At 73.8% G+C, this 17177-nt stretch carries 15 protein-coding genes; 4 read left to right on the forward strand and 11 right to left on the reverse strand.

The window, feature by feature from the left end; genetic code table 11:
- Positions 1–33 precede the first annotated feature (33 nt).
- Positions 34–897 carry an aldo/keto reductase gene (locus ABTX81_RS09075; protein WP_350542576.1) on the forward strand — a complete coding sequence of 288 codons (864 nt, stop codon included), beginning with the start codon at positions 34–36 and terminating at the stop codon, positions 895–897.
- 205 nt (positions 898–1102) lie between these two features.
- Here the strand turns inward: ABTX81_RS09075 and ABTX81_RS09080 are convergent, their stop codons facing one another.
- Positions 1103–1969 carry a MarR family winged helix-turn-helix transcriptional regulator gene (locus ABTX81_RS09080; RefSeq protein WP_350542577.1) on the reverse strand — a complete coding sequence of 289 codons (867 nt, stop codon included), beginning with the start codon at positions 1967–1969 and terminating at the stop codon, positions 1103–1105.
- A 576-nt stretch (positions 1970–2545) separates the two neighbouring features.
- On the opposite strand from ABTX81_RS09080, the gene fabG reads away from it, so the two are divergent.
- Positions 2546–3313 (forward strand): 3-oxoacyl-ACP reductase FabG, encoded by a 768-nt coding sequence (fabG, locus tag ABTX81_RS09085; RefSeq protein WP_350542578.1) that lies wholly within the window; start codon positions 2546–2548, stop codon positions 3311–3313.
- Between the two features lie 231 nt (positions 3314–3544).
- A complete protein-coding gene (locus tag ABTX81_RS09090) occupies positions 3545–4303 on the forward strand; it encodes a phosphatase PAP2 family protein (RefSeq protein WP_350542579.1) in 759 nt (252 codons plus the stop codon).
- Here the strand turns inward: ABTX81_RS09090 and ABTX81_RS09095 are convergent.
- On the reverse strand, positions 4300–4488 hold the full coding sequence (locus ABTX81_RS09095; RefSeq protein WP_030392181.1) for an I78 family peptidase inhibitor: 189 nt from the start codon (positions 4486–4488) through the stop codon (positions 4300–4302). The genes ABTX81_RS09090 and ABTX81_RS09095 overlap by 4 nt on opposite strands.
- A 134-nt stretch (positions 4489–4622) precedes the next feature.
- Between ABTX81_RS09095 and ABTX81_RS09100 the strand changes: the two genes are divergently transcribed.
- A complete protein-coding gene (locus ABTX81_RS09100; RefSeq protein WP_350542580.1) occupies positions 4623–4895 on the forward strand; it encodes a DUF6343 family protein in 273 nt (90 codons plus the stop codon).
- A gap of 100 nt (positions 4896–4995) precedes the next feature.
- Here the strand turns inward: ABTX81_RS09100 and ABTX81_RS09105 are convergent, their stop codons facing one another.
- The 9 genes from ABTX81_RS09105 to hpnC form a co-directional block, all read right to left on the reverse strand.
- A complete protein-coding gene (locus tag ABTX81_RS09105; protein ID WP_350542581.1) occupies positions 4996–6465 on the reverse strand; it encodes an aspartate aminotransferase family protein in 1470 nt (489 codons plus the stop codon).
- The gene (dxs, locus tag ABTX81_RS09110) at positions 6455–8392 is read right to left on the reverse strand and encodes a 1-deoxy-D-xylulose-5-phosphate synthase (RefSeq protein WP_350542582.1); all 1938 of its coding nucleotides are present in this window, start codon (positions 8390–8392) and stop codon (positions 6455–6457) included. Before dxs ends, ABTX81_RS09105 begins: the two co-directional genes overlap by 11 nt.
- Positions 8393–8528: 136 nt before the next feature.
- Positions 8529–9554, reverse strand: coding sequence for an adenosyl-hopene transferase HpnH (hpnH, locus tag ABTX81_RS09115; protein WP_350542583.1), 1026 nt, complete (start codon positions 9552–9554; stop codon positions 8529–8531).
- Positions 9555–9556: 2 nt separating this feature from the next.
- Entirely contained in the window at positions 9557–10252 is a 696-nt protein-coding gene (locus ABTX81_RS09120) for a phosphorylase family protein (RefSeq protein ID WP_350542584.1), read from the reverse strand.
- A complete protein-coding gene (gene shc / locus ABTX81_RS09125) occupies positions 10249–12342 on the reverse strand; it encodes a squalene--hopene cyclase (protein WP_350542585.1) in 2094 nt (697 codons plus the stop codon). The genes ABTX81_RS09120 and shc overlap by 4 nt, the downstream gene beginning before the upstream one ends.
- A 7-nt stretch (positions 12343–12349) precedes the next feature.
- Positions 12350–13438, reverse strand: coding sequence for a polyprenyl synthetase family protein (locus tag ABTX81_RS09130; protein WP_502892731.1), 1089 nt, complete (start codon positions 13436–13438; stop codon positions 12350–12352).
- A gap of 170 nt (positions 13439–13608) precedes the next feature.
- A complete protein-coding gene (gene hpnE, locus ABTX81_RS09135) occupies positions 13609–15045 on the reverse strand; it encodes a hydroxysqualene dehydroxylase HpnE (protein WP_350542586.1) in 1437 nt (478 codons plus the stop codon).
- A 166-nt stretch (positions 15046–15211) separates the two neighbouring features.
- The gene (gene hpnD, locus ABTX81_RS09140; protein WP_350542804.1) at positions 15212–16069 is read right to left on the reverse strand and encodes a presqualene diphosphate synthase HpnD; all 858 of its coding nucleotides are present in this window, start codon (positions 16067–16069) and stop codon (positions 15212–15214) included.
- 41 nt (positions 16070–16110) lie between these two features.
- Entirely contained in the window at positions 16111–17121 is a 1011-nt protein-coding gene (gene hpnC / locus ABTX81_RS09145) for a squalene synthase HpnC (RefSeq protein ID WP_350542805.1), read from the reverse strand.
- Positions 17122–17177 lie beyond the last annotated feature (56 nt).

Raw genomic sequence — 17177 nt, forward strand, 5'->3', positions numbered from 1 at the left:
CCACAGGGACGACCAGGAGAGGGCACTCCTTCCGTGAGCAACATCCCCAGCGTCACGCTCAACGACGGCACCCGGATCCCCCAGCTCGGCTTCGGGGTCTGGCAGGTGCCGGACGCGGAGGCCACCGCCGCCGTCCGCAGCGCGATCGAGGCCGGCTACCGCTCGATCGACACCGCCGCGATCTACGAGAACGAGGCCGGCACCGGCAAGGCGATCGCCGAGGCCCTGGCCGGCGGCGTCGCCCGCGAGGACCTCTACATCACCACCAAGCTGTGGAACTCCGGCACCCGCGACTGGTCCGGCGAGCAGGGCCGCGACGCGGTGCTGCGCGAGTTCGACGCCTCGCTCGACCGGCTCGGCCTGGACTACCTCGACCTCTACCTCATCCACTGGCCGCGCCCGATGCACGGCAGCTACCTCAACGTCTGGAAGGCGCTGGAGCAGCTGAAGGCCGACGGCCGGGTCCGCTCGGTCGGCGTCTCCAACTTCGGCACCGAGCAGCTCACCCGGCTCGCCGAGGAGTCCTCGCTCCTGCCGGCGCTGAACCAGGTCGAGCTGCACCCGTACTTCCCGCAGGAGGAGCTGCGCGCCTTCCACGCCGGGCACGGCATCGCCACCGAGGCGTGGAGCCCGCTCGGCCAGGGCAAGGAGCTGCTGGCCGAGCCGGAGCTCGCGCGGATCGCCGCGAAGCACGGCCGCACCGTCGCCCAGGTGGTGCTCCGCTGGCACCTGCAGAACGGCGTCATCGCGATCCCGAAGTCGGTCACCCCGGCGCGGATCAAGGAGAACCTGGACGTCGCCGGCTTCGAGCTGGACGCCGAGGACCTCGCCGCGATCGCCGGGATCGCCACCGGCACCCGGATCGGTCCGGACCCGCAGGAGTTCGACTGGAACTGACCGGCCCGGCGGCCCCGGCCGCCCGACCGTACGTCAACACGGCGAAGGCCGCCCTCCCCGAGCGGGGTGGGCGGCCTTCGCCGTGTTGACCTGCGAGAGCCGTCACCGGCCCGGGGTCAGCGGGCTCGGGTCGGCCGGCGGACGACTGGCGACCGACCGGCGGCCGACTGGTGAATCGTTTTGGCGGACCGCCGTGACGTTCCGGCTAGAGCCGGGCCGCCTTGGCGATCAGCGCGAGCGCGGCCTCGTGCTCGTCCTCCTCCAGCGGCGCCAGCAGCAGTTGCTGCACCTGGGCCACCCCCGCGGCCGAACGGTGCAGCAGGTCCTGTCCCGCCGGTGAGAGCGAGAGCAGGTTGCGCCGGCCGTCCGAGGGGTCGCGGCGACGCTGGACCAGGCCGCGCCGGACCAGCCGGCTGACCATCTCGGCCATCGTGGCCTTGTCCAGCGAGGCCAGCTCGCCCACCGTGCGCTGGTCGGCGCCCGGCTCCAGTTCGAGGGCGTCCAGCACCGCGTACTGCGGCGCCGTCAGCTCCGAACCGACGTGCTCCGACCAGAGCTTGGTGTGCACCTGCTGGCTCACCCGGATGAGGTAGCCGATCGCCCGCTGGGCGTCCAGCATCGGTCGCGCGTCCGTGAGGACGGCGACCTGAGCCGGTTCCAGTCTGGCTATCTTGGCCATCACGCGGACGATCTCCAGCTGCTCCTCCGGAGTGAGCGGCTCGAAGAGCGTGCGCTGCACGCGGACCACTCCGCCGGTGGCCTCGCGGACAGCCTGGGCGCCGCTCTGCGAGAGAGCGAGCAGCTTGCGCCGGCCGTCGGCCGGGTCTCGGCGCCGCAGCACCAGGCCGCGCCGGACCAGCCGGGCGACCATCTCGGCCATCGTGGCCTTGTCGAGCGAGGCACGCTCGCCGACCGTGCGCTGGTCAGCGCCCGGTTCGAGGGCGAGCACCAGCAGGACCGCGAACTGCGGAGCCGTGAGATCGGCTCCGACGTGTTCGGACCACAGGCGGGTGTGGACCTGCTGTGCAACGCGGATGAGGTGTCCGGGCGACTGCTGCAGTCGCGCGGACACGCGGGTCGTCGGGATCTCCCCCAGCACCATGTATCCGTCCCGATGTCACACCCGGTGTGTGTGGGACACCCGGGTGGGGCAGTAACGGCGAGTGGGCGTCCCGCTGTGAGGGAGGGCGCTCCAGCCGTGCAGCCGGTGGCTGCTGGCGGACACTATACAAACGGCAGGCCCTCGCTGGCAGGCAGGGGCGGATAGTAGACGCAGGTTCGGCAACATTGGCATATTTACGCGCCGCGCCGACCAGCCGGTAACCCGTTCGCAGGAGAAAGCCGACCGGTCGGTCCTTACCCACGGTCACCTGCGCCTTCGCCCTGGCCGCACCCCCTACCCGCCGGTAGGGTGTGGCCACCGGGACGGATCGGGACCCCGGGGCGACCGATGATCCCGGGTGCCGCCCGAGTGCTTCCTGGGAGTTCCCTGGACCCCGGACCGGTGCCCTGCCGGCCGGCGGCCCGGCCCCGGAGCGCGACCGGTGCCGGGCCGGCCGGCTGCGAGCCCCGGTCACCTGCAACTGACCTGCAACAACGCCCGATTACTCCGAAGACTCCGATGACCCCGAGAGAGACGAGACCGAGCATGACCGAGCAGACCACCACCCCCCGGGTCGCCGTCGTCACCGGCGCCGCGCGCGGACTCGGCGCCGCCACCGCCGTACGGCTGGCCGCCGACGGCTACGCCGTGGCCGTCCTCGACCTGGAGGAGTCGGCCGGCCGGGAGACCGTCGAGCGGATCACCGCCGCCGGCGGCCGCGCCCTCGCGGTCGGCGCCGACGTCTCGGACGCCGGACAGGTCCAGGCCGCCGTCGAGCGGATCGCCGGCGAGCTCGGCGCCCCGGTCGTGCTCGTCAACAACGCGGGCGTGCTGCGCGACAACCTGATCTTCAAGATGACCGAATCGGACTGGGACACGGTCATGAACGTGCACCTGCGCGGCGCGTTCCTGATGACCCGGGCGGTCCAGAAGCACATGGTGGACGCCGGTTTCGGACGCATCGTCAACCTCTCGTCCTCGTCCGCCCAGGGCAACCGCGGCCAGGCCAACTACTCCGCCGCCAAGGCCGGTCTGCAGGGCTTCACCAAGACCCTGGCGATCGAGCTCGGCAAGTTCGGCATCACCGCCAACGCGGTCGCCCCCGGCTTCATCGCCACCGACATGACCGCCGCCACCGCCGCCCGGGTCGGCATGGACTTCGAGGACTTCAAGGCCGCCGCCGCCACCCAGATCCCGGTCCAGCGGGTCGGCGTGCCGGAGGACGTGGCCCACGCCATCTCCTTCTTCGCCTCGGAGGGCGCCGGCTTCGTCTCCGGCCAGGTGGTCTACGTGGCCGGCGGCCCCCTCGACTGAGCCACCGAACCTACACAGGGTTACCACGGGGTGGGAACCGGCGCGGCCGGTCTCCCGCCCCGTTCTTTTTGCCCGGACTTGGGAAAAAGCACACGAACCCCTTACGGACATTCGATCTGAAAACGTCTTTGGATCGTCCTGAAACGGACCTGGGCCGATCGGAGAACGGCTTTGCCGGGAATTCCGAATCAGGCCGGGAATCACGCTGCGTTGCTGGGTAGGTTCACCGCCGTGCAAGCGCCGAGTGAACTGCCGCACCGCCCGGAGCACCTGACCACCCGCCGCGAACGCCGTCGTCCCACCCCTCGCGGGCCCCGCCCCCGCGGGCCGGCCCGGCCACCCCTCACCCGCCGGCAGACCGCCCTGCTGGCCCTGGCCGCGCTCGGCTACCTGCTGGTGGCCGCCGCCGTCCTGCTCGACACCTCACTGGTCGACCTCGACTGGAAGATACGGCTGTACCGCCCCTCCGAGCACTGGCCCGGCCTGCAGCCGCTGCTCGACACCTGGGTGGTGGCCGGTCAGCGCGGGCCCTCCGCGCTCGCCGCCTTCACCTGGCTCGGCTGGCGCGCCCGCCGGCTGGGCCGGGTCCGGCCGCTGCTGGTGATGGGCGCCGCCCTGCTGCTGCTCAACCTCACGGTCGGCGGGGTCAAGATCGTCACCGGCCGGCTCGGCCCGCACTACGCCCACTACATCGGCTCACCCGGGCTCTTCTCCGGCGGCACCATCTTCCCCTCCGGGCACACCGCGAACGCCGTGGTCACCTGGGGCGTGCTCGCCTACCTGGCGGCCCGCTGGCGGCGCACCGGCGCGCTGCTCGCGGCCGCCACCGCCTGGTCGGTCGGCCTCACCACGGTCTACCTGGGCACCCACTGGGTCACCGACGTGCTGGCCGGCTGGGCCGCCGGCCTGCTCGTGCTGCTCTCGCTCCCGCTGCTGGAACCCCTGGTGCTCGCCGCCGAGCGCCGGCTCACCCGGCGGAGGAGCGGTTAGCCCTCCCAGCTGCGCACCACCACGCCGTCGCGCACCGCGAGGTTGAGCCGCCCCTCCCGGTAGTCCATGGTCATCGCCGCCCCCTGCGGCAGCACCCGCACCGAGGCCCAGCCGTGCCGGCGGGCCAGCTCCTCGGCCCGCTCGACCCGCAGCCCCGCGTAGCCCTCCGCGTCCGTGTCCGTCATCGGCCCTCCCCGGCTCGTCCGGCGGACGTACGCTGGAATCGTAGACCGCCGGAACGGATCCGGCCGCACGGGCCCGGACGATCCGGACGACAGGGACGACAGGGACGACACGGACGACCGGGAGGTGACCGCGGATGCCCGCCACCACCCCGCGCCGGTGGCGCAGCGGCACCGAGCCCACCACCGCCCGCAGCGACCTCAAGCTGCGCTACCTGCTCTCGCTGGCCTTCACCCCGCTGTTCGCCCTGGCCACCGCGGGCTTCGCCTACTGGGCCGCGAACGCCCCCGCGTTCGGCGCGCCGAGCCGGGGCACCCTCACCGGTTTCGCGGTGGCCTGCGGGCTCCTCACCCTGTTCGCCGTCGTCGACCTCGTCATCGTCGTCCGGCGCCGCCGGACCGAACTCTGACGCGGTGTCTCCCGCGGGGTGGGAAGCCGGCCCCCGGCCTCCCACCCCGTGAACAGCGGCACCCCGTGAACAGCACCCCGCGAACGGCGGCGGCACTCCCTCAGCGGTTGCTGACCGCCTGCTTCACCAGCGTCCGCCCGAAGTCCCACATCAGGCCGCTCCCCCGGTGCGCGTCGTCCATCACCTCGGTGAAGGCCGCCATGAACCGGTCCACGTCCCGCTCCGTGATGATCAGCGGCGGGATCAGCTTGATCACCTCCAGGTGGTCCCCGGACACCTGGGTGAGGATCCGGTGCCGCTGGAGCAGCGGGACCACCACCATCTGGGCGAACAGCCCCTTGCGGGCCGCCTGGAGCGCCGTCCAGCCGGTCCGCAGCTTCAGCGACTTCGGCCGGCCGAACTCGATGCCGATCATCAGCCCGCGCCCGCGCACCTCGGCGAGCAGCTCGTAGCGGTCGACCAGCGCGGTCAGCCGCTCGCGGAAGTGGTCGCCGACCTTGCGGGCGTTCTCCACCACCCGCTCGTCCCGGATGACCTCCAGGGTCGCCAGGCCGGCCGCCATCGCCTGCGCGTTGGAGCCGAAGCTGGCCGAGTGCACCAGCACCCGGTCCATCGAGGAGTACACCTTCTCGAAGATCCAGCCCTTGCCGAGGGTCGCCCCGACCGGCACATAGCCCCCGGACAGCGCCTTGGCCGCGCAGACCAGGTCCGGCAGCACCCCGTCCTCGTGCTGGTAGGCGAAGAAGTCCCCGGTGCGCCCGATCCCGGTCTGCACCTCGTCGCAGATCAGCAGCGCCTTGTGGTCGTGCAGCAGCTCCTGGGCGGCCCGCAGCCAGCCGGGCGGGGTGGCGTGCACGCCCTTGCCCTGGATCGGCTCGACGATCAGCGCCGCGACGTCGCCGCGCTTCAGCTCCTTGGCCAGCGCCGCGAGGTCGCCGAGCGGGATCGCGGTGTCCGGCAGCAGCGGGTCGAAGCCCTTGCGGAACCCGCTCTCCCCGTTGACCGAGAGCGAGCCGGTGGTCAGCCCGTGGAAGGCGTGGTCCGCGTAGAGGATCCGCTTGCGGCCGGTGGCGTACCGGGCGAACTTGAGCGCGGTCTCCACCGCCTCGGTGCCGCTGTTGCCGAAGAACACCCGGTCCAGGCCGGGCGCGTGGGAGAGCAGCCGCTCGGCGAGCAGGCCGGGCAGCGGCGAGCAGTCGAAGCGGACCAGGTCCGGCAGGTCGAGGTCCATCACCTGCTGGACGGCCGAGCGGACCACCGGGTGGTGGCGGCCGAGCGCGAAGATGCCGAAACCGGCCAGCATGTCGAGGTACTCGTTGCCCTCGGCGTCGTAGAAGTACTGCCCCTCGGCCCGCTCGTAGTACTTGTCGAAGCCGATGGTGTGCAGCATCCGGGACAGCTGCGGGTTCAGATAGCGGCTCTGCAGCTCGTACCGCTCGCCGCCGCGCTCGGCGAGCAGGGCGGCCAGGTCGAAGCGCGGCCCGGTCCGCCCGGCGCCGTCGACGCGGTCGACGGGCTCCGGGAGGCCGGTACGGTCAAGGCGCTCGGTGCTGTCGGGGTCAGCCGGCATGGTGCTGGTTCGCTCCTCGGTTCGGAAGTCCCCGGTCCGGTAGTCCTCGGGCCGGAAGCAGGTGCTTGGCGAAGGCGGCGGTCTGGGCGGCGACCCCGGTGCCGGTCAGCCCGGTCTCCTCCAGGATCTCGCCGCGCGCGGCGTGCCCGAGGAACTCCTGCGGCAGGCCCAGCACCCGCACCGGGACGTCCACGTCCGCGTCCCGCAGCGCCTGGGCGACCGCCGAGCCGACCCCACCGGCGCGGCCGTTGTCCTCGACGGTGACCACCAGCCGGTGGGCGGCGGCGAGGGCGGGCAGCGCCGGGTCGACCGGTTTGACCCAGCGCGGGTCGACGACGGTCGCGGTGAACCCCTCGGCGAGCAGCAGCCGGGCCGCGTCCAGGGCGGCGCCGGCCATGCTGCCGACGGCGACCAGCAGGATCTGCGGCGCCTCCCCGGTGCGCAGCAGGACGTCCACGCCGCCGATCCGCTCGACGGCGGGCACGGCCGGGCCGACGGTGCCCTTGGGGAAGCGGACCACGGTCGGGGCGTCCTTGACCTCGACGGCCTCGCGCAGCTGGGCGCGCAGCTGGTCGGCGTCGCGCGGGGCGGCGAGCCGCAGGCCGGGGACGACCTGCAGGATCGACAGGTCCCACATGCCGTTGTGCGAGGCGCCGTCGTTGCCGGTGACGCCGGAGCGGTCGAGCACGAAGGTGACGCCCAGCTTGTGCAGGGCGACGTCCATCAGCACCTGGTCGAAGGCCCGGTTGAGGAAGGTCGCGTACACCGCCACCACCGGGTGCAGCCCGCCGGTGGCCAGGCCGGCCGCGCTGGTGACGGCGTGCTGCTCGGCGATGCCGACGTCGAAGGTGCGCTCCGGGTAGGCCTTGGCGAACGGGGCCAGCCCGACCGGCTGGAGCATCGCCGCGGTGATCGCCACCACGTCCGGCCGCTCGGCGCCGAGGGTCAGCAGTTCGTCGCCGAAGACCGAGGTCCAGGAGACGCCGTCGCTGGGCGAGATCGGCAGGCAGGTGTAGGGGTCGATCGGGTTGACGGCGTGGAAGCGGTCGGCCTCGTCCTGCTCGGCGGGCCGGTAGCCGCGGCCCTTGACGGTGAGGCAGTGCACGATGACCGGGCCGCCGAAGCCGCGCGCCTTGGTGAGCGCGGACTCCAGCGCGGCGAGGTCGTGGCCGTCGATCGGGCCGAGGTACTTCAGTCCGAGGTCCTCGAACATGCCCTGCGGGGCGAAGGCGTCCTTGAAGCCCTTCTTGGCGCCGTGCAGCGCGTCGAAGATCGGCTGGCCGACCACCGGCGTGCGCTGCAGCGCGTCCTTGCCCCAGGACAGGAAGCGCTCGTAGCCCTGGGTGGTGCGCAGCGCGGCGAGGTGGTTGGCGAGGCCGCCGATGGTGCGGGCGTAGGAGCGCTCGTTGTCGTTGACGACGATGACCAGCGGCCGGTCCTTGGCGGCGGCGATGTTGTTGAGCGCCTCCCAGGCGAGGCCGCCGGTGAGCGCGCCGTCGCCGATCACGGCCACCACCGGGTCGTCCCTGCCGAGCAGCTGGTTGGCCTTGGCCAGGCCGTCGGCGTAGGAGAGGGCGGTGGAGGCGTGCGAGTTCTCGACGAGGTCGTGCTCGGACTCGGCGCGGGAGGGGTAGCCGGACAGGCCGCCCTTGGATCGCAGCCGGGAGAAGTCCTGGCGGCCGGTGAGCAGCTTGTGGACGTAGCTCTGGTGGCCGGTGTCCCAGACGATCCGGTCGCGCGGGGAGTCGAAGACCCGGTGCAGCGCGATGGTCAGTTCGACGACGCCGAGGTTGGGCCCGAGGTGGCCGCCGGTGCGGGTGACGGCGTCGATCAGGAAGTCGCGGATCTCGTCGGCGAGCCGGGGCAGCTCGGCGGCCGGGAGGGTTCGCAGGTCCGCCGGGGATGTGACGCTGGAGAGCAGTGACATGGCTTTCACCTCACGACTCGGAGCGGTGCGCTGGTGCCCCCGCCGTGGCCGTGCCGCGCGGGGTGGTCCGGCCCGGGTCGGCGGCCCGGGCCGGACGGGGCGGCCGGCGGGGTGCGCCGGCCGCCGACGGGTCCGCTCAGCGGCTGCCGCTGGAGCCGACGGTCTCGGTGATCGCCCGCAGGGACTCCTTGAGGGAGCCCATGGTGGCGAGGACGGCGGTCGGCTCGTAGCCGCAGTGCGCCATGCAGTTGGCGCAGCGGGCGTCCTTGCCGCGGCCGTACTTGTCCCAGTCGGTCTTCTCGATCAGCTCCCGGTAGGTCGGCACATAGCCGTCGGCCATCAGGTAGCAGGGCCGCTGCCAGCCGAACAGCGAGTAGTTGGGGATGCCCCAGGCGGTGCACTCGAAGTCGACCTTGCCCTCCAGGAAGTCCAGGAAGAGCGGGCTGTGGTTGAGCCGCCAGCGCCGGCGCCGGCCGCCGGCGAAGGTCTTGCGGAACAGCTCGCGGGTCTGCTCGACGCCGAGGAAGTGCTCCTGGTCGGGCGCCTTCTCGTAGGCGAACGCCGGGGAGATCATCATCTCGTCGACCTTGAGGTCGTCGTTGAGGTAGTCGAGCACGTCGATGATGGTCTGCGGGGTGTCGGTGTTGAAGAAGGTGGAGTTGGTGGTCACCCGGAAGCCGCGCCGCTTGGCCTCCTTGATCGCCGCCACCGCCTCGTCGAAGGTGCCTTCCTTGGCCACCGAGGCGTCGTGCCGCTCGCGCAGCCCGTCGATGTGCACGGTGAAGGTGAAGTACGGCGAGGGCGTGAACTTGTCCAGCTTCTTGCGCAGCAGCAGCGCGTTGGTGCAGAGGAAGACGTACTTGCGGCGCTCGACCAGCTGCCGGACGATCTCGTCGATCTGCGGGTGCATCAGCGGCTCGCCGCCGGCGATGGAGACCATCGGGGCGCCCGACTCCAGGACCGCGCCGACCGCCTGGGCGACCGGCATCCGCTGCTTGAGCACGCCCGCCGGGTGCTGGATCTTGCCGCACCCCTCGCAGGCCAGGTTGCAGGCGAAGAGCGGTTCCAGTTCGACGATCAGCGGGAATTTGTCGCGTCGCTTCAGCTTCTGCTGCATGAGGTAGGTGCCGACCCGCACGGTCTGGCGCAGCGGCATGGCCATGGCTAGCTCGCCTCCTGGGGGAGCGTCGAGGATGTGGGGTGGTCGAGGGCGGTCGGCGCGGGGCGGCCGCGCGCCGACCGGTCGTTGCGAAGGTGCCAGTCGACCAGGGCGGGCACCGTGGAGCGCAGCGTCCGCCAGGCGCGGACGCCGGCCGGCAGGGTGCCCGGGCGCAGCAGCTCGCGCTCGGGCGTGTCGACCACGACCCGCAGGACCGCCGCGGGCAGGTCGGGGCGCAGCTCGCGCAGGGCGGCCAGCACGGCGGCGGCCTCCATGTCGACCGCGAGCGCGCCCTGGAGGTGCAGGGCCCGCCGTTCCAGGCCGCGCACCACGTGGTCGGCGGTGTGGTGCACACCGGTGTGCGCGGTCAGGCCGCGCACGGTGAGGGCCCGGGTGAGCGCCGGGCCGGAGTCGACGGCGTAGTGGTTGCCCTCGGCGTCGCGCACTCCGTCGGCGACGATCACCTCACCGGGCGCTATTCCCGGCGCGACGGCGGCGCCGAAGCCCGCCACCACGACGGCCCCGTAGCCGCCGGGGGCGGCGGTGAGCAGCCTCCTGACGGCGAGTGAGGCCCGCCGCCGGCCGACCCCGGTCCGCACCACGACGGGCGGGCCGCCCGCCCCGCCGCGCCAGTCCCCGCCGCGCAGCGCCCACACCTCGGGGCCGAGCGCGCAGAGGACCAGCAGCGGGGAAGCGGTCACCGGGACGCCCCGATCGCCGCCGGTCCGCCGGCCGGGTGGCCGGTGGCGGGGTTGCCGTGCAGGTAGCGGCCGAGCGCGGTGACGGGGAACACCAGCCGGTAGAGGTGGTAGTTGATGGAGAAGTCCCAGGGGAAGCCGGTGCCGGTGAACTGGGGTTCGTCCCAGGTGCCCTCGGGCAGCTGGGTGCGCACCAGCCAGTCGGCGCCGCGCTCCACCGCCGGGTTGGCCCGGCCGTCCGGTCCCTCGCCGGCCGCGAGCAGCGCCATCAGCGCCCACGCGGTCTGCGAGGCGGTGGACTCGCCGCGCCCGGCCCAGCGCTCGGGGTCGTCGTAGGAGCGCATGTCCTCGCCCCAGCCGCCGTCGGTGTTCTGGCGGTCCTCCAGCCAGCGCACCGCCCGGCGGATCGCCGGGTGCTCGGCCGGGACGCCGGCCGCGACCAGCGCCGGCAGCACCGAGCCGGTGCCGTAGATGTAGTTGGTGCCCCAGCGGCCGAACCAGGAGCCGTCCGCCTCCTGGTTGCGCAGCAGCCATTCGACGCCGCGCCGGGTGCGCGGGTCGTGCGCCCGGCCGACCTCGGCGAGCATCTCCACGACGTGCGCGGTGACGTCCGCGGACGGCGGGTCGACGACCTCGCCGAAGTCGCAGAACGGCAGCTTGTTCGGCAGGGTGCTGGTGTTGTCGACGTCGAAGGCGCCCCAGGCGCCGTTCTTGGACTGCATGCCGAGGTTCCAGCGCACGCCCCGGTCGACGGAGGCGGCCACCTTGGCGGGGTCGGGGTGGGCGACCCGGCGCAGCGCGAGCACCACCTCGGCGGTGTCGTCGATGTCCGGGTAGGTGTCGTTCTCGAACTCGAAGGCCCAGCCGCCGGGCGCGAGCGAGGGCCGCTGGACCGACCAGTCGCCGCGCTTGGTGATCTCCTCGGCGAGCATCCAGTCGACGGCGGAGACCAGCGCCGGGTGGTCGGCCGGCAGGCCGGCGTCGACCAGGGCGATGGTGGCCAGGCAGGTGTCCCAGACCGGGGACTGGCAGGCCTCCAGCCAGCGCCGGCCGTCGGGGGTGTGCACGGTGAAGCGGTCGAAGGAGGCGAGGCCGGCGCGCATCACCGGGTGGTCGAGCTCGTAGCCCTCCAGGTGCAGGGCGATCAGCGAGTAGACGGCGGGCGGCTGGATACCGCCCCAGCAGCCGTCGGCCTCCTGGCGTTCGACGATCCAGCGGCAGGCCTGGGAGACCGCCAGCCGGCGCAGCGGGCGCAGCGCGCGCCGGTGGTAGGCGTGCAGGACCTTGTCGAGGCGTTCGAACAGGCCGTCCCAGCTGGTGGCGGGGGCGAGCGGCCGGGCGGGGAAGGGGTCGTCCGGGTCGGTGTGCAGCTCGGTCAGTGGGAAGGGGGCCGGGCGGACCGGGCGGTGCGCGGAGACGATGGTCAGCGGGACGATGGTCTGCCGGGCCCAGCAGCCGAAGGCGTAGATGTTCAGCGGGAGCCACTTCGGCAGGAACATGATCTCGGGCGGCATCTCGGGCAGCCGCTCCCAGGGCCACCAGCCGAAGAGCGCGAGCCAGATCCGGGTGAACACCCGGGAGGCGGCGATGCCGCCGGCGGAGCGGATCCAGCGGGCGGCGGCCAGCATGTGCGGGGCGTTCGGGTCGTCGCCCGCGAGCTTCAGGGCGACGTACGCCTCGACGGTGGTGGAGAGCTCGGCCGGGCCTCCGTGGAAGGTGGACCAGGTGCCGTCCTCGCGCTGCTGGGAGCGGATCCACTCGGCGGTGGCCTTCGTCTGCTCCTCGGTGAGGATCCCGAGGAACTGCCGGAGCAGTAAGTCCTCGGCGTCCATGGTGACGTTGGTCTCCAGATCGCCCTTCCACCACCCTTCGGAGCTCTGCAGGGAGAGCAGGTGCGTGGTGGCGCGGGCCAGCGCCTCCTCGGCGGAGGCGGCCCCGTCCTGCTGCTGATCGGTCCGGCCGGCCGGGGCGTCCGGGGCGGATCCCTCGGGCTGCCACCGCCCGGCGCTCAGCAGCGCCGGGGGGAGGCCTCCCACCGCGACCGGCTCGGAATCGTACTCAGGGTCGAGCCGGCCGTCCGCGGTTGCTGTCAACGTAACGTCACCTCTCTCGTACCACCACGAATTCGGCGAGTGCGACGAAGTGCTCGCGCACCACATCGGGCATGGGCACCTCGTCCAGGGCGGCGAGGGCAGTCGTGTGCTGGCGGCGGGCTTCCTCCTGGGTCCAGGCGCGCCCGCCGGCCTTCTCGATCAGCAGGGCGCGGGCGGCGAGCTCGGTCTCGCTCTCCTCGCCGCGCCCCGTGGGGTCGGCGAGCTGTTCGGCCAGTTCGCGGGAGGCCTCGCCGCCCTCGGCGAGGGCGGCGGCGACCGGCAGGGACTTCTTGCGCTGGCGCAGGTCGCCCCAGTGCGGCTTGCCGGTGACCTCGGTGGCGCCCCAGATGCCGAGCAGGTCGTCCACCGCCTGGAAGGCCAGGCCCAGGTGCTCGCCGAAGCGCTGCAGGGAGTCGGCGGCCCGGTCGTCGGCGCCGGCCAGGACGGCTCCCAGCGCCGAGGCGGCGGAGAGCAGCGCGGCGGTCTTGCCGCCCTCCATCTCCAGGCACTCGGCGACGGTGACGGTGTCGCGCTGCTCGAAGGCGACGTCCATCGCCTGGCCGTCGATCAGCCGTCGGCTGGCGGTGTTGAGCAGCCGGACGGCGCGCGCGGCGTCGGTGGCGCTGGCGCCGCCGGTGCTCGCGGCGTCGAGCAGCACCTCGGTACCCAGCGTCGCCAGGGCGTCACCGACCAGGATCGCCTGGGCCGGGCCGAAGACCGTCCAGGCGGTGGCCCGGTGGCGCCGGGTCTCGTCACCGTCCATCAGATCATCATGGAGCAGGGAGAAGTTGTGCACCAGTTCAACAGCGACCCCTCCGGGCACGCCGGCCTCGGCCGGGGCGCCGGCCGCCTGGGCCGAGAGCAGGGCCAGGGCCGGGCGGACGGCCTTGCCGCCGTCCCCCGCGACCGGCGTGCCGTCCCGGTCGATCCAGCCGAAATGGTAGGCCGCGACGGTGTCCATGGGTGCCGCCAGTCGGGCGACGGCGGCCCTCAGCGGCGGGGTGCAGAGCGCGCGGGTGCGGTTGAGCAGCTCCGGCACCGAGACCGGTTCGGCATGTGCCGTGCCTCCGACGGCCGTGCCGATGCGTGACTCCACGTACGTTCCCTCTCCCTGGTGGTGCCTGGCCGCGTGGGACGGCCGGACGCTGGCGGTGGTGGTGCGGCCGGTGGGGCCACGGCCGGCAAGGACGGTCGCGCCGCCGGGACCGAACGGGTGAACGCCCGCTCTGGCGGGCTCGCCGCGGTCCCCGGCGCGCGGGGCGCCGGTCACCGCGGCCACCTCCCGTCGCCGCGGTCCGAGGGCCGGCGGCGGCCGTCGGCGGCGAGGACCGCGTCGGCGGCGGCGTGGCCGCTGCGCACGGCCCCCTCCATGGTGGCGGGCCAGCCGGTGGCCGTCCACGCGCCGGCCAGCAGCAGGCCGGGGACGGCGGTGCGCGGGCCGGGCCGCAGCGCCGCCGTTCCGGGGGCCGGGTCGAAGGTGGCGGTGCGCTCCCTGGTGACGAAGAAGTCCAGCACCTCGGCCCCGCCGGCGGCGGGCAGCAGCCGGGCCAGCTCCGGCAGGTAGCGGCGGCGCAGCTCGGCGACCGGCAGGTCGATCTCGTCCTGCACCGCGGACTGCGACAGCGCCAGGTACTGGGCGCCGGGGTGGGCCGCGCCGAGCGCGGTGCCGGCCAGGCCGGAGTGCGCGGTGCGGTCGAAGACCCACTGGACCGGCGAGCCGAGCGCGGCGAAGAACGGCCGGCGCAGCACCGGGCGGTCGTAGATCACGTGGACGTTGAGGATCGGCGCGGTGCCGAAGCCGGCCAGCCGGTCCTGCCCCGCGATCGCGTCGGGCGGCAGCAGGGCCGCCGCGGTGTCCTGGGCTCCGGCCAGCACCACGGTCTCGGCGGCGAGCGGCTCGTCGACGCCCTCCAGCCGGACGGCGTGCTGCGGGGCGGCGGGCTTGAGCTCGCTCACCCGGGCGCGCAGCAGCACCTTCACGCCGGCGCGCTCCAGCTCGGCGAGCGCCCGGTCGTGGTGGATCACGCCGAGCGGGACGGCGGCCGTCCCGATGTCGGAGGCCCCCGGGTCGGAGAGCAGCCCGGTCTTGAACACCATGGCGGCCAGCGCCAGCGACACCTGGTCGGCCCGGGCGTTCAGGGTGGCCACGCCGACCAGGTCCCAGAGCGCGGCGAGGGTGCGCTCGTTCTGGCCCTGACGGCGCAGCCAGTCCCCGAAGGAGACCGCGTCCAGCGCCGGGTCGGCGAGGTCCAGGCGGCGCAGCGCGAGGGCGCCGCGGACCACCCGGGCCCGGTCGGCCGGGCCCAGGTGCGGGTAGCGGGCCAGGCTGCCGGCCAGGTGCAGCGGCACCGGCAGCGCGGCGCGCGCCAGCCGGCCGAGGGTGCGCACCGGCGCGTCGGCGGGCCCGGAGACGCCCAGCACGGGCACCTCCAGGCGGTCCTGGACGTGCACCAGCCGGTTGGCGCCGAGCCGCTCCAGCAGGCCCCGGTAGGCGGTGCAGCAGCGCAGGTAGACGTGCTGGCCGTTGTCGACGGTCAGCTCGCCGCGCTGGAAGGAGAAGGCCAGGCCGCCCAGCCGGGGGCGGCCCTCGGCGAGGGTCACCCGGTGGCCGGCCTCGGCCAGCCGCAGTGCGGCGGTGATGCCCGCGAGGCCGCCGCCGACCACGACGGCGGCCGGGCGCGCGGCGTCGGCTCGCCCGGTCATCGGCTCTCCCCCTCGCGTCCCGCGCCCGGTCCGGTCGTGACCGGAGCGCCCGTGGTCCATGCGGTCGGACCCGGGACCAGTGCGGTCGGATCCGGCTCAACCGTCAACAGGGCTCTACCCGGAAGTGATTCCCCGCTGACACAGCGTGACAGAACTGTGGCAAGAATCAAGAACGCCCCCCGGCGAGCCCGGAAAGCGCCACATACGCCTTCTCCCAGCCCGGCAGCGACACCCGCCCGCGCAGCACCGACTCGGGGTCGGCGGCGATCCGGCCGAGCAGCCGGTGGTAGATGCCGGCCATCGCGGCGGTGCAGGCCCGGCTGCGGCGGTCCAGCATCGGCAGCAGCCGCAGGCCCTCCTCGAAGGCCGCCTGGGCGCGGGCCGCCTCGAAGGCGATCAGGCCGGTGAAGTCCGCGCCGACCGGCGGCCGCGGCTGGGCGAAGCCCTCCTGGCAGCCGAACCGGGCGAGGTCCTCGGCCGGCAGGTAGGTGCGGCCGTTCAGGGCGTCCTCGCGCAGGTCCCGCAGGATGTTGGTGAGCTGGAGCGCCAGGCCGAGGGTGTCGGCGTACCGGGCGCCGCGCTCGGGGTCGTCGCAGCCGTACACGCCGAGCGACAGCCGACCGATCGCCCCGGCCACGCACCGGCAGTAGACCTTGAGCTCCTCGTACGTCTGGTACTCGGCGCCCTTGAGGTCCATCTCGACCCCGTCGATCAGCTCGTCGAAGCCGCCGAGCGGGATCGGGAACCGCCGGGCCGCGTCCGCCAGCGCGACCTTGATCGGGTCGGTGTCGTCCTCCGCGACGGAGCCGGACCGGATCTCGTCCAGCAGCTCGCGGGTGCGCAGCAGGGCCTCGGCCTTGCGGTCCGCCGGGAGGTCGCCGTCGCCGATGTCGTCCACCCGGCGCGCGAGCGCGTACAGGGCCGACATGGCCAGCCGCTTCGGCTCCGGCAGCAGCCTGATGCCGTAGCTGAAGTTGCGGGCCTGCAGCCCGGTCACTGCCTCGCAGTACCGGTACGCCGCCATGACCGGCGCCGACGCCAGTGGTGATGCCGCCACTCGGGCGTTCACCTTCCCTTCGCGAAGATGGCCGCCGCCTTCGCTGCGAGGCGGCGCTTGTCCGGCTTCGCCTGCTGGGCGAGTACGTCGTACCCGGCGTCCTCGACGGCCGCCAGGGCCGCGTAGCCACCTGCGGTGAATCCCGCCAGGAGCAGTCGAAGCCTCCCCCGAACCGTACCTACCAATGGCGCACCGCGGTCGAGCAGGGTGCGGGCACGGTCCACCTGGAAGGCGATCAGCCGGCGTACCGCGGGGCCGGCGCTCGGCGCGGCGAGGTCCCGCTCGGTGACGCCGAACCGCGCGAGGTCCTCGGCGGGCAGGTAGATCCGGCCGCGGGCGAGGTCCTCGGCGACGTCCTGGAGGTGCTCGACGATCTGCAGGGCCGTGCAGACGGCGTCGGACATCGCGATCCGCTCGGGGGTGGAGACGCCGGCGATGGCGAGCACCAGGCGGCCGACCGGGTCGGCGGAGAGCGTGCAGTAGTCGCGGAGATCGTCGTACGTGGCGTAGCGGTCGGTGGTCTGGTCGACCCGGTTGGCCTGGATCAGACGGCGGAACGGCTCCGGGGTGAGGCCGTGCCGGTCGACCAGCGGGACCAGCGGACGCATCAGCGGGTGGCGGGGCTCCTCGGCCGGGGAGCGGGCGAGGGCCGTCTCGAAGACCCGGTCGAGGTCGCTCTCCAGGCCGTCCAGCAGGGCGAGCCGGAAGGCGGTCTCCTCGGGGCCGGGCCGGTGCGGGCCGGCGTCGGCGGTCGCGGTGGCGGGCGCCGGGGCGGGCACGCCGAGCAGCGCGGCGGTGCCGGCCGGGTCGGCGAGGTCGCCGTCCCCGGCGTCGTCGACCAGCCGGGCGAAGCCGTAGACCGTCATGAGGTCGTCGCGCCACGCGGCGGGCAGGAAGAACGGGGCGACCGGGAAGTTCTCCGCGCTCGCCTTGGCGAGGGTCGCCGCTCCCGCGGCACCCCGCGCCGGGTGGCCGTCCCCGGTCGGGGAATCACTGTTGGGCTGGGCCGAAGCCGACACTGCTGTCACTCCCCCGTTCTACACCGCTCCGGCGACCGGCCCGAGTCGGACACGCG

The organism is Kitasatospora sp. NPDC097605 (assembly GCF_040302725.1).
GTDB lineage: Bacteria > Actinomycetota > Actinomycetes > Streptomycetales > Streptomycetaceae > Kitasatospora.

What these genes read in the sequence shown, in the direction of transcription:
- ABTX81_RS09105 (WP_350542581.1), bottom strand. Translation starts at nt 6,465, where the DNA reads ATGCCGGCTGACCCCGACAGCACCGAGCGCCTTGACCGTACCGGCCTC.
- ABTX81_RS09100 (WP_350542580.1), top strand. Translation starts at nt 4,623, where the DNA reads ATGCCCGCCACCACCCCGCGCCGGTGGCGCAGCGGCACCGAGCCCACC.
- hpnD (WP_350542804.1), bottom strand. Translation starts at nt 16,069, where the DNA reads ATGGCGGCGTACCGGTACTGCGAGGCAGTGACCGGGCTGCAGGCCCGC.
- fabG (WP_350542578.1), top strand. Translation starts at nt 2,546, where the DNA reads ATGACCGAGCAGACCACCACCCCCCGGGTCGCCGTCGTCACCGGCGCC.
- hpnH (WP_350542583.1), bottom strand. Translation starts at nt 9,554, where the DNA reads ATGGCCATGCCGCTGCGCCAGACCGTGCGGGTCGGCACCTACCTCATG.
- dxs (WP_350542582.1), bottom strand. Translation starts at nt 8,392, where the DNA reads ATGTCACTGCTCTCCAGCGTCACATCCCCGGCGGACCTGCGAACCCTC.
- hpnE (WP_350542586.1), bottom strand. Translation starts at nt 15,045, where the DNA reads ATGACCGGGCGAGCCGACGCCGCGCGCCCGGCCGCCGTCGTGGTCGGC.
- ABTX81_RS09095 (WP_030392181.1), bottom strand. Translation starts at nt 4,488, where the DNA reads ATGACGGACACGGACGCGGAGGGCTACGCGGGGCTGCGGGTCGAGCGG.